Origin of the sequence: Algibacter lectus (assembly GCF_004368925.1) — a bacterium.
Classification (GTDB): Bacteria; Bacteroidota; Bacteroidia; order Flavobacteriales; family Flavobacteriaceae; genus Algibacter; species Algibacter lectus.
Map to the genome: position 1 here is coordinate 796,687 of NZ_SORL01000007.1, position 12,836 is coordinate 809,522.

The following is a 12,836-nucleotide window of genomic DNA, read 5'->3' on the forward strand; positions in this document are numbered from 1 at the left end:
CTGCTTAAAAAGCAGGATTCTTTCATAAATTATATTTTAATAATACTTATACAAACAAAGGTTTATCTTGCATCATAGCATTTACTTTTGCTTTTACTGCTTCTAAAGCGGCATCATCTTCAAAGTTATTAATAACCTCGTCAACAAGCTCTACAATAGCAACCATATCCGTATCATTTAAACCACGAGTTGTTACAGCAGAAACACCTAAACGGATTCCAGAAGTTACAAATGGAGATTTATCATCAAAAGGTACCATGTTTTTATTTACAGTAATATCTGCTTTTACCAAGGCTTGCTCAGCATCTTTACCAGATAAGTTTTTGTTACGTAAATCTATTAACATACAGTGGTTATCAGTTCCACCAGAAATAATGTTATAATCTTTAGCAACTAATGCTTTTGCCATAGCAGCAGCATTTTTCTTAACTTGTAATTGGTATTGTAAAAACTCATCGGTTAAAGCCTCACCAAAAGCAATTGCTTTAGCAGCAATAATATGCTCTAATGGTCCACCTTGATTTCCTGGGAAAACAGCTGAATCTAATAAAGACGACATTTTACGTAAGTTTCCGTTTTTAAGTTTAATTCCGAAAGGGTTTTCAAAATCTTTCCCCATCATAATCATACCACCTCTTGGTCCACGTAATGTTTTATGTGTTGTTGTAGTAACAATATGGCAGTGAGGTAATGGATCGTTTAAAATACCTTTAGCAATTAAACCTGCAGGATGAGAGATATCGGCCATTAAAATAGCACCAACGCTATCAGCAATCACTCTAAAACGCTCAAAATCAATATCACGAGAATAAGCTGACGCGCCTGCAATAATCAATTTTGGTTGCTCTTTAGTAGCAATTTCTTGAATTTTATCATAGTTTAAAACTCCTGTTTCTTGCTCTACACCATAAAATACTGGGTTGTAAAGTTTACCAGAAAAGTTTACTGGAGAACCGTGAGTTAAATGCCCACCATGAGATAAATCGAATCCTAAAATTTTATCACCAGGGTTTAAACATGCATGGTAAACAGCTGTATTAGCCTGACTTCCTGAGTGAGGTTGTACGTTTACATATACTGCACCAAACAAAGCTTTTGCTCTATCGATAGCTATTTGTTCAACTTCATCAACTACTTCACATCCGCCATAATAACGTTTACCAGGGTAACCTTCGGCGTATTTATTAGTTAACACAGAGCCTGCAGCTTCCATAACTTGGTTGCTTACAAAATTCTCCGATGCAATAAGTTCTATACCGTGTAATTGGCGTTCTTTTTCGGCTTCAATAAGTTCAAAAATTTGTTCGTCGCGTTGCATATTATGAGTTTGATTTTTAATATTCCGCAAAAATAACAAATAGATTACTTAAATTGATGAAAATTTCGTTTTTTACATTTAACTTTTTAACCAATTTATTAACGGTTAAAGAAAATTCATTTTTAAAGTAATTTTTCGTTGTAAAACAAAAAAATTATGTACGTTTGATAAGAATACAACAACCCGAAAACAAAACAGAATATGCCATTAACAGCGAACAACCCAGATAGAAAGTCGTGGCTACACGTCGATAAAAACTCCGATTTCCCGATACAAAACATTCCTTTTGGTGTTTTTTTAACCCGAGATGATATTATAACCATTGGTACCCGTATTGGTGATACTGCTATAGACTTAGGTGCTTTACACCAATTAGGCTATTTTGATGGCATCCCGTTAACCGACGATATTTTTCTTCAAGATACCTTAAACGATTTTATTGCAGATGGCCGTAAAACATGGCGTTTGGTTCGAGATAGAATTGCAGAAATTTTTGATGCAGAAAATGATGCCTTAAAAAGCAACATGCAACATAAAGAGGTTGTTCTTTTTCGTTTAGACGAAATTGAAATGCAACTTCCTGTTCAAATTGGTGATTATACCGATTTTTACTCAAGTAAAGAACACGCTACTAATGTTGGTACATTATTTAGAGATCCAGAAAACGCGTTGTTACCTAACTGGTTGCATATTCCGGTAGGTTACCACGGGCGTAGTTCGTCTATTATTCCATCTGGAATTCCGGTGCACCGCCCTAAAGGTCAAACTTTACCAAATGGAGCAACCGAACCTGTTTTTGGACCAAGCCAGTTAATAGATTTTGAGTTAGAGATGGCTTTTATTACAACCGATGCTAACGATTTAGGAGAACCAATACCAGTTAACGAAGCAGAAGAATATATATTCGGACTTGTACTTTTTAATGATTGGAGCGCACGCGACATTCAAAAATGGGAATACGTGCCACTAGGGCCGTTTTTAGCTAAAAACTTTGCATCGTCTATTTCACCTTGGATTGTAACGCTAGATGCTCTAGAACCTTACCGTGTAGAAGGACCTAAACCAATTAAAAAACAATTGGATTACCTTAAATACAAAGGCAAAAAAAGTTACGATATTAATTTAGAAGTCGCCATACAGCCAAAAGGCGCTAAAGAAACTACTGTAAGTCAATCTAACTTTAAGTATATGTACTGGAACATGTCTCAGCAACTAGCGCACCATACCGTAAATGGTTGCCCAGTAAACTCTGGCGATATGATGGGTAGCGGAACCATTTCTGGACAAACACCAGATTCTTATGGCTCTATGCTAGAGTTAACATGGAAAGGTGAAAAACCTTTAAAAATGAAAGATGGTACCGAACGTAAATTTATAAATGATAACGACACCGTTATTATGCGTGGTTATTGTGAAAAAGATGGTACTCGTATTGGTTTTGGAGAAGTATCTACACAATTACTTCCTGTATTCGAACCAAAAAAATCCAAATAACTCTATAAAAATCAAACACTTAAAAACCCTCAAACTAAAAACTTGAGGGTTTGTTTTTGTTTGGCATCAAAATTGAAATTACCTCCAAATAACATAAAACCTATACTTATGAAAAGATTACTACTATTATTGTTATCCATTTCATTTTTAATATCCTGCGGTGGACGCAAACAACTCGAAAAAGCCATAAATACAGGCAACTACAATCAAGCCATTACAGAGGCATTAAAAAAACTTGAAACCAATAAGGATAAAAAACGAAAACAAGATTACATTGTAATGCTTCGTGATGCTTATTACAAAGTGGTCGAAAAAGATTTAAACACCATTAAACATTTAGAAAGAGATAATAACCCAGAGCTATTTGAAAATATTTTTAATGTTTACAAAAATCTAAATACACGACAAGAGGCCATAAAGCCTGTGCTTCCATTATACATTAACGGAAAAGAAGCTAAATTTGAATTTAGCGACTATAGCTCTCAAATTTCGAGCTACAGAAACAAAACCTCTAATTACTTATATGAAAAAGGTCTCGACTTACTAGAAAGCGATAACAAAGAACAAATTAGAGATGCGCACCAAATTTATAGCTACATAGAATCTATAAACCCTAATTACGAAGATACTCGCGAACTTATACAAGAAGCTCATGCACGCGGTACAAAATACGTTATCGTAACTATTGCAAACCAAACAAAACAAGCCATACCTAGAGATTTGGAAAGCGATTTACTAAATTTCGACACTTATGGCCTAAACCAATTTTGGACTGTATACCACGCATCACCAGAGCGAGCTAGAGTATACGATTTAGCCATGCAATTACAGTTAAAACAAATTATCATCTCTCCAGAACATGTAAAAGAACGTCAAATTCTAAGAGAGCAAACCATAATCGATGGTAAAAAATATGTTTTAGATAAAAAAGGAAACGTAAAAAAAGATAGTTTAGGTAACGATATTAAAGTAGATAATATTATAAAAGTTAAAGCTAAGCTATATGAGCTAAGCCAACAAAAATCGTCTCAAATTCTAGGAAACGTGATTTATAAAGACATGAAAACAAATCAGGTTTTACAATCTTTTCCTGTAGATAGTGGTTTTAACTTCCAAAACATCTACGCAACTTATCGTGGAGATAAACGTGCCTTAACCACCGAAGACTTACAACTTATAAGATCTCGTAAAGTACCGTTCCCTATAAACGAACAAATGATATTCGACACCGGAGAAGATCTCAAACTACAACTCAAAAATATTATAACCACTTACAATCCCGAATAAAATCAAAAAGTCCTCTAAATTTTAGAGGACTTTCTTTTTCAATAAAACTTCAAATTAAATACAGTAAAAATAGTATTACATCGCTGTTTTTGTATAAGTAAATGTTGTTTTACTAGTTATAGTTTCACCATTTACATCAATATAATTAATGTTTCCTTCAGAGGTAAATTCAGTAAAATCATCATTTACCTCAAGTTGGCTCGTTTGGCTAAAACAACTAGATACTACCGTTAAACCATAAGTTTCATTTAGTTTCCAAGTACCAATAGTAGTTTGCTCATTATCACAATCACTAGTACCACCTGCAACAAAAGAGTAAGCTCTATCGTCCTCAAAACCGTAAACAATATCTTTCTCACAGTCATCATATTGCACAAACAAATCTGTACTAGCATTATCTTCACCGTCATCGGTTAAATCAATTTCATCTTCAGCAACAACAGCAGTTAATACCCAAGTACCACTAAAACTCATTTCTACATCGGTTAATTCCCCCGTTAAACTATCGGTACAAGTTACACCATCACTGTCGTCGTCGTTACAACTAACAAATAGTAAACTAAACACCATTAAACTCTTCATTAATAAAATACTTTTCTTCATAATTAATTATTTTTATTTTCAAGATGATAAATCTATTCAAAGGTTGCGTTAGAATTATTCGTTTTTTACACAAAAAACCTTACAAAAAGACCTATTAAACTGCATATCAAACTAATAAACTCAAAATTATGGAAACAAAAAAATGCCCGATACATTTATCGAGCATTCTACACTTTATCAAAACAAGTAAGTTATTAAATAAACTTACTTAAATCCATTTCATTAATCGCACCATGGCTTTCATGTGCAACAGCTACACCATTTTTAATTACCAAAAGCTGTGGAGACTGGTGCATAACCTGAAATTTATACCCCACCTCATTAGATATTTCTCTAAAATTCAGTAAATCTAGAAAATACAAATCTGCATCCTTCTCAGTAAAATCATAAGCATCTACAAACTGGCTCATCACCATTCTACTAATTCCACAACGCGTAGAATGTTTAAAGATCATTTGAGTTTTAGTACTCGATTTTTCCTTTATTAAATCCAATTGCTGCATAGCATTCAACGGAATCCAAGGCAATACCTTTTCTTCTTTTGCTTCTCCCGAATCACCAAAAATTTTATTAAATAATCCCATGTTTTTATTATTATACTTCTTTGGGCGTTACCACAAGGGTCGGGCTTTCACTACTCGCTACCTCCTACCGTCGGGGAGCTCAAACAAGCCGTTCTATCCCTAACGCAATTGTCCGCCAAATTAATGTTAAACCCGAAACTTTTTCGAGTATTTGGTTCAAATTTAAGTACTTTTATAATACTCAAAAACAAAACTTACCAGAAATAAGTCGACAGCTAAACTAAAACCTTACAAACCGACAAAAAGTCATTTAAAACTACAACACAACCGCCATTTTGTCTTGCAAATCAACTTGGTAGGGAATTTGAAATATACATTCCGAAATAAAAAAACAACAAGATTTCCCGTTAAACGGAAATCATAAAACATATTAATTATGAACCTAAACGATTATACTATTAAATCGCAAGAGGCCATACAACAAGCACAACAAATTGCGCAAGGTTTTGGCCAACAGCAAATAGAAAACGAACATATTTTTAAAGGCATTTTTGAAGTCGATGAAAACGTGCTACCGTTTATCTTAAAGAAATTAAACGTAAATATCCCGATACTAAAACAAGCTCTAGACAAACAAATAGAAAGCTTCCCAAAAGTATCAGGTAGCGAACTTATGTTATCTCGCGAAGCAGGAAAAAGCTTAAATGAAGCCTCTATAATTGCGAAAAAACAAAAAGACGATTACGTTTCTATCGAACACCTTATTCTAGCTGTTTTTAAATCAAAGAGCAAAATAGCGCAAATGCTAAAAGACCAAGGTGTAACCGAAAAAGGACTACAAGCTGCAATTGATGAGTTACGCCAAGGCGAAAATGTAACCTCACAAAGCCAAGAAGACACATACAATTCGTTAAACAAATACGCTAAAAATTTAAACCAGTTAGCTAAAGATGGTAAATTAGATCCGGTTATTGGTCGCGATGAAGAAATTCGTAGAATTTTACAAATCTTATCACGTAGAACCAAAAACAACCCAATTTTAATTGGAGAACCTGGTACAGGTAAAACTGCTATTGCCGAAGGTTTAGCACACCGTATTGTAGATGGAGATATTCCAGAAAACCTGAAAAACAAACAAATTTTTGCTCTAGATATGGGAGCACTTATTGCAGGAGCTAAATACAAAGGTGAGTTTGAAGAGCGTCTAAAAGCCGTTATTAAAGAAGTTACTACTAGCGACGGAGACATTGTTTTGTTTATTGACGAAATACACACACTAGTTGGTGCAGGTGGCGGACAAGGTGCGATGGATGCAGCAAACATTTTAAAACCTGCTTTAGCACGTGGCGAATTGCGAGCTATTGGAGCAACCACTTTAGATGAGTATCAAAAATATTTCGAAAAAGATAAAGCTCTAGAGCGTCGTTTCCAAAAAGTTATGGTTAACGAGCCAGATACAGAAAGTGCCATTTCAATACTTCGTGGTATAAAAGAAAAATATGAAACACACCATAAAGTACGTATTAAAGATGAAGCTATTATTGGAGCTGTAGAACTTTCAACACGATATATTACCAATCGTTTTCTACCAGATAAAGCCATCGATTTAATGGATGAAGCCGCCTCTAAGCTACGCATGGAAATAAACTCTAAACCCGAAGAACTAGATGTTTTAGATCGTAAAATCATGCAACTTGAAATTGAGATTGAAGCTATTAAACGCGAAAAAGACGAAACGAAGTTAAAATCTCTACGTTCAGACTTGGCTAATATCAAGGAAACTAGAAATGAGCTTAACGCAAAATGGAAAAGTGAAAAAGAAGTTGTAGACAATATTCAAAACACGAAGCAAGCCATTGAAAACTATAAGTTAGATGCAGAAAAAGCAGAACGCGAAGGTGATTATGGTAAGGTTGCAGAATTGCGTTACGGGAAAATAAAAGAAGCCCAAGAACAGCTAGAGATTTTCCAAAAGCAATTGGATGAAAAATCGGAAACATCTCTTATTAAAGAAGAAGTGACTTACGATGATATCGCTGAAGTAGTTGCTAAATGGACAGGTATTCCTGTTACGAAAATGCTACAAAGTGAACGCGAAAAACTCTTAAGACTAGAAGATGAGCTACACAAACGTGTGGTTGGCCAAGAAGAAGCTATAGAAGCTGTTAGTGATGCTGTACGCCGTAGTCGTGCCGGATTACAAAATCCGCAAAAACCAATTGGAACCTTCCTATTTTTAGGAACCACCGGAGTTGGTAAAACGGAATTAGCAAAAGCCTTAGCTGAATATTTGTTTGATGATGAAAGTGCAATGACCCGTATAGACATGAGTGAATACCAAGAGCGTCATGCTGTAAGCCGTTTAGTTGGAGCACCTCCAGGATACGTTGGTTATGATGAAGGTGGGCAATTAACTGAAGCCGTGAGACGTAAACCCTATTCTGTAGTGCTTTTAGATGAAATTGAAAAAGCGCATCCAGATACATTTAACATCTTATTGCAAGTTTTAGATGAAGGTCATTTAACAGATAACAAAGGTAGAACAGCAGATTTTAAAAACACGATAATAATTATGACCTCTAATATGGGAAGTCAAATAATTCAAGATCGTTTTGAAGCTACAAAGGATATCGACTCAGCTATTGAAGCTGCAAAAGTAGATGTACTTGCTTTATTGAAACAAACCGTAAGACCTGAGTTTTTAAATCGTATTGACGATACCGTGATGTTTACGCCTTTAAGCAAAGAAAACATTGTATCTATTGTTGGTTTACAAATAAAAAGTATCACCAAAATGATAGCAAAACAAGGTATTACTTTCGATGCTACGCCAGAAGCTGTAAGCTATTTAGCCAACAAAGGCTATAACCCAGAATACGGAGCAAGACCCGTAAAACGGGTAATACAGAAAGAAGTTTTAAACGCCCTGAGTAAAGAAATTTTAGCAGGAACCGTAACAACAGATAGTATTATTTTACTCGATGCCTTTAATGACGAGTTGGTTTTTAGAAATGAAAATCACTTGGTTAGCGAAGAAATCTAAGTTTTTGATACTAGAATTTAATTGTTAATTTGAAGCAACACAGAACTCGAAATGAGGGATGTGTTGCTTTTTTTTATTAGCGGAATAATGTAAAACGCCAATTAAAGATAAAATTCTGATACTATTTTTACGAATTACCTTTCAAACTAAAAACATCTTTTAGAAACACATAAAAACAGTTCATTTTACCGCGAGTCTTTTATAAATAAGCCTTGCCATAGATAAATTATATTACAAACACCATGTTTTTCTTAATTTTTCTATGAAAGTAGGAATTAAGTTACCGTTCGTCTAAAAAATTAAATTTTACCCAAACAACACTCGGTTAGTTTCTAACTTTACAGAAGAATTACCCTAAACTTTCATTATTTAAAACTAATGAAGACTAATTCTGCCCCCTCATAAAAAAATATAGCTTAACCTAAAACTCCCTAACAATGATTATTTCGGAATACATAGACTATACCCTATTATCTCCCACAACAACAGAAGCAGAAATAATAGCACTCTGCCAAGAAGCAAGAAAAAGCAACCTCAATAGCATTTGCATAAACAGCTGCTATGTAGCACTAGCAACAGAGCTACTTATAGGCACGGACGTTAAAATATGTTCTACGGTTGGTTTTCCTGCAGGAAGCGCTTCAACAGCAACTAAAATTTTTGAAGCAACCAACGCCATTAAAGAAGGTGCTAGCGAAATCGATATGGTTATCAACCTTGGTTTATTGAAAAGTAAAAACTACGTATCGGTAATGAAAGATATTAGCGCTGTAAAAACAGCAATTTCGAACATACCACTAAAGGTTATTATTGAAATTTCAGAATTAAATAAAAACGAAATTGTAAAAGCATCTCAAATTTGTTCGGATGCTAATGCCGATTTTATAACCACTTCTACCGGTTTTTCTAAAGGTGGCGCCACATTTACTGCGGTAAAAATTATTAAAAAAACAGTTAGAGATACCATAAAAATTAAAGCTTCGGGAGGTATTACTAATTTAGAAATGTCTCAAAAATTTATAGATATTGGTGTAAGTCGTATTGGAGCCTCTCCAAACTTAAAACTTAGAAAAGCGCTTTTAAAACTAGCATAAAACAAGTTTTATTTACTCAATTTAAATGAAATGGCTTGTCCGGTATATTTCTGTGACAAGCTATTTATCGCAGTTTCACTTAACTGAAGCACTCGTGGATAACCACCAGTAGTTTGGCAATCGCGCATTAAAACAATAAGCTTTCCTGAAGGTGTAAGTTGAACTGTTCCAGGAATAACTGGTCCGGTAATAATCGCTTCTAAATTATTTTGAAAATTTTCATTTAGCTGATATCCCATTCTGCTGTTATTATTTGAAATAGTAAAACGTATAGACAACAATTTCTTTTGCTGAGCATCAGTTAGGTTTTCAAATTCTGGACCTACATAAACTTCCAAATTCGATGAATTTATATAGGATTCATCGTATCGAATTCTAGAATATCTATTTTGATTCTCCAGAGATGAGGCATTAATAGCTAATTCGTCATTTTTAAGCAACCTGCTTGCTTTTGTAATGTTCGAACACATACTTTTACTCTTCATGACTGTTTCGGTTTTAAAACCACCTAAAACAGCTAAATAACACCTAAAACCCCATTTAAGTTTTCCGAAATTTAATATATCTCCAGGTTTTATAGCAATCGAACCATTGTTCGTTATTTCAACATCATTTAACTTAGCGTCCATTTGTGCGCCAGAAAATGCAATATGTGTATTTACAGAAAATTGAAGACTAGCACCTAACATCGTCATTTCTAAAACCGCTTCATCTTCATAATTACCAACTAAGCTATTTGCAAAAGCTGCCGCTTTTCGATCCATAACGCCTGAAAATGGCACACCAAATTCCTGATAACCGTAGCGACCAAAATCTTGAATGGTGGAATAAAAACCTGCTCTTAAAACCTTAATCATTTACTTCTTCGCTTTCTAATTGATATACTCCCGCCTCTACTAAAGTTTTAATATTGTTATACGTTTTTAATGAAACTGAATAAAATTGAACGCGATCTCCGGCTTTCGCAAAACATGGTTTTTCTTTAGAAACATCGAAAAAATTAAGAGGAGAATTACCGATAATATTCCAACCACCAGGACTCTCATTTGGGTAAATTCCTGTTTGATTTCCGCCTATAGCAACAGCTCCTTTTGCAACCTGTAATCTTGGAGTAGATTTACGCGGCATTTGGAGTAATTTATCTAAACCACCCAAGTATAAAAAACCAGGTAAAAAACCTATAAAGTAAACGGTGTAAATAACGCCACAATGTTGTTTAATAATATCATTTTTAGATACCTTTTTTTCAATTGAAACAGCATCCAAATCGAGACCAAAAGCCTCATCATAACATACAGGAATCTTCCACAATTGAGAAGCCACATAAATAGCATTATTTTTACTTGAATAGATTTTATCTATAATAGCAATTCGCTCCTCTAAAGAAATATTTATGTTTTCATAAAAAACTAATAATGAGCTATATGAGGAATTTACCTGAATAATTTCTTTAACATGATAATTTTCGATTTTAGTCTTCAGAATTAAGACATCCTGAAGAACATCTTCTCTAATTTCAGCCGGCCACTCTACTAAAACGGCATGTAAACCTAAGGATTTATAACAAAGTTTAAAAGCCATTTAAACTAAATAATTTTGATTTGATTAAGCTCCAATTTACCTTTTAAATATTCAATTAAATTTACAACATTTGGTTGGTCGCCGTGAAGACAAAATGTATCAGCTAAAATATCGATATCACAACCTTGAATCGTTTTAACTTTTTGTTCAGAAACCATCTTAAAAACATGGTTAAACAAGTCGTCTTTTTCATGAATTAAAGCTTCTTGTTCTTGCCTAGAAACTAAGCTTAAATTGTTGTTATAATTTCGATCAGCAAAAGCCTCGTAAACTATTTTAATATTATTCTCTAAAGCTAAATTTGCAATAACAGACTTATAAGGCACATAAAGTTTAATAGGCAACATAAGTGATTTTATAACCTCGATAATAACGTTTGCTGTTTTAACATCGGTAGCCGCTAAATTGTAAAGCGCGCCATGTGGTTTTATATGATGAAGTCTTGCGTTTTCAGATTTTAAAACAGAAAGCAAATCTCTAATTTGATGTTTAATGGAAGCGTAAAGCGCAACGCAGGACATGTCCATAATCACTCTTCCGAAGTTTTCTTTATCAGGAAATGATGGATGTGCGCCAATTTTAACACAATGCTGCTTAGCTAAACGTGTAACATCTCGCATAATCTCTAAAGTTCCGGCATGCCCACCACAAGCAATATTGCATGAGGATATATGCGGCATAAGCAAACTTTCGTTGCCAATCCCCTCGCCTACATCAACATTAATATCTATAGCTTTAATTTCCACCAAACCAAGTTAGCGAATTTAAATTAATTATTAGAAAGAATTTAAGGCGTAAATAGCGAAAGAGCCTAACCAATGTCCACCTTCGTAGCTATCACCAAAAATACTAGGTAAAGAATGGTTTAAGTGTTGTATAGCCACAGGCTTTAAATGTACATATTCTGGCAAACCTTCTACTATTTTATTTAAACTCCACGCTCTAGAAAAATTTAAACCATCTAAGTGTACTAAATGCCCATCGTTTCTATCAGAAACCTTACCCGTTTCTAAGGAAAAGCTTCTAGATTTCAGTTGCGGAAGAAAATCATTTAGCCATGTTTTATAAGTTTCAACAGGTAACAATCGCTTCATTAAAGCAGCCTCTTCTAAGCAAGGCGATAAAAAATCTGAACCGCCAGGCTCCCAAGACATCGGGCAATTTTCATCATTCAAAAAGAAATACTTTGCACGAGCTTCAATCGCTTTCTTAAATGCTTCATCATTTACCGCAACAGCATAATCGTAAGCAAAAGACATTCCGAAAGCTGTATTCCCATGTGTTCCAACTCGCGTTGGGTAATTTAATTTTGGAAGATAAACGGTATATTTTTCAACAATTAAATTTGTTAGAGGCTGAAGATTTTCTTCTAAAACTCTTGCAGTATCATCGTCCCAAGTATGAAGCTCTTCCGCCAACTTTAACAACCAAGCCCAACCGTAAGTTCGCTCGAAAGACGCATTATGTTTACCTAAAAAATAAGCAACCTCACCTTCAATGTTTTCTTTAGACAAATTAAGCAATAACCTATTCTTTAAATCATTACGGTTTTTTATATCAGGATTCGTTTTAAGTAAACTCACCAAACTCCAATGTCCATGTACAGCAGAATGCCAATCGAAACAACCATAAAAAGCAGGATGTAATGTTGCAGGATTTTTTAAATCTTCTCCACTTCCTAAGGTTTGAGATAACTTATTTGGGTATTCAGCATTTATACAATGAAGCGGTAAAGCAGCCAATTTATTTGCCTGCTCTAAATCTAGTTTTGGAACATCTTGACTTATAACTTGAACCACATCATGATCAGAAACAATCTCCTGTTTATTTTCTGATTGTTTGCAAGCTGTAATAAATAATAGAAAAAGAATAATAACATGTGGTTTCATATA

At 34.3% G+C, this 12,836-nt stretch carries 11 protein-coding genes; 4 read left to right on the plus strand and 7 right to left on the minus strand.

Features of this window, described 5'->3' with window-relative positions:
- Positions 1 to 46 precede the first annotated feature (46 nt).
- The gene (gene glyA, locus DFQ06_RS04440) at positions 47 to 1,318 is read right to left on the minus strand and encodes a serine hydroxymethyltransferase (RefSeq protein WP_042505495.1); all 1,272 of its coding nucleotides are present in this window, start codon (positions 1,316 to 1,318) and stop codon (positions 47 to 49) included.
- A 201-nt stretch (positions 1,319 to 1,519) separates the two neighbouring features.
- Here glyA and fahA point away from each other — a divergent pair, with 201 nt between their 5' ends.
- Both fahA and DFQ06_RS04450 read left to right on the plus strand, forming a co-directional pair.
- On the plus strand, positions 1,520 to 2,812 hold the full coding sequence (fahA, locus tag DFQ06_RS04445) for a fumarylacetoacetase (RefSeq protein ID WP_133966226.1): 1,293 nt from the start codon (positions 1,520 to 1,522) through the stop codon (positions 2,810 to 2,812).
- A 108-nt stretch (positions 2,813 to 2,920) separates the two neighbouring features.
- Positions 2,921 to 4,099, plus strand: a complete 1,179-nt coding sequence (locus tag DFQ06_RS04450) for a hypothetical protein (protein WP_133966227.1) — start codon at positions 2,921 to 2,923, stop codon at positions 4,097 to 4,099.
- Positions 4,100 to 4,174: 75 nt separating this feature from the next.
- Here DFQ06_RS04450 and DFQ06_RS04455 read toward each other — a convergent pair whose 3' ends face one another.
- Both DFQ06_RS04455 and ytxJ read right to left on the minus strand, forming a co-directional pair.
- Positions 4,175 to 4,702 carry a DUF5004 domain-containing protein gene (locus DFQ06_RS04455; RefSeq protein WP_133966228.1) on the minus strand — a complete coding sequence of 176 codons (528 nt, stop codon included), beginning with the start codon at positions 4,700 to 4,702 and terminating at the stop codon, positions 4,175 to 4,177.
- A 194-nt stretch (positions 4,703 to 4,896) separates the two neighbouring features.
- Positions 4,897 to 5,286, minus strand: coding sequence for a bacillithiol system redox-active protein YtxJ (gene ytxJ / locus DFQ06_RS04460; protein WP_042498545.1), 390 nt, complete (start codon positions 5,284 to 5,286; stop codon positions 4,897 to 4,899).
- Positions 5,287 to 5,662: 376 nt separating this feature from the next.
- On the opposite strand from ytxJ, the gene clpB reads away from it, so the two are divergent.
- Positions 5,663 to 8,269 (plus strand): ATP-dependent chaperone ClpB, encoded by a 2,607-nt coding sequence (gene clpB, locus DFQ06_RS04465; protein WP_042505500.1) that lies wholly within the window; start codon positions 5,663 to 5,665, stop codon positions 8,267 to 8,269.
- 437 nt (positions 8,270 to 8,706) lie between these two features.
- A complete protein-coding gene (gene deoC, locus DFQ06_RS04470; protein WP_042505502.1) occupies positions 8,707 to 9,363 on the plus strand; it encodes a deoxyribose-phosphate aldolase in 657 nt (218 codons plus the stop codon).
- An 8-nt stretch (positions 9,364 to 9,371) separates the two neighbouring features.
- Here the strand turns inward: deoC and DFQ06_RS04475 are convergent, their stop codons facing one another.
- The 4 genes from DFQ06_RS04475 to DFQ06_RS04490 are packed head-to-tail and all read right to left on the minus strand — an operon-like array spanning position 9,372 to position 12,833.
- A complete protein-coding gene (locus tag DFQ06_RS04475) occupies positions 9,372 to 10,220 on the minus strand; it encodes a 5-oxoprolinase subunit C family protein (protein ID WP_133966230.1) in 849 nt (282 codons plus the stop codon).
- Positions 10,213 to 10,944, minus strand: coding sequence for a 5-oxoprolinase subunit PxpB (gene pxpB / locus DFQ06_RS04480; RefSeq protein ID WP_133966232.1), 732 nt, complete (start codon positions 10,942 to 10,944; stop codon positions 10,213 to 10,215). Before pxpB ends, DFQ06_RS04475 begins: the two co-directional genes overlap by 8 nt.
- 5 nt (positions 10,945 to 10,949) lie before the next feature.
- A complete protein-coding gene (gene pxpA / locus DFQ06_RS04485) occupies positions 10,950 to 11,690 on the minus strand; it encodes a 5-oxoprolinase subunit PxpA (protein WP_074935361.1) in 741 nt (246 codons plus the stop codon).
- A 30-nt stretch (positions 11,691 to 11,720) separates the two neighbouring features.
- On the minus strand, positions 11,721 to 12,833 hold the full coding sequence (locus DFQ06_RS04490; RefSeq protein WP_042505509.1) for a DUF2891 domain-containing protein: 1,113 nt from the start codon (positions 12,831 to 12,833) through the stop codon (positions 11,721 to 11,723).
- Positions 12,834 to 12,836 lie beyond the last annotated feature (3 nt).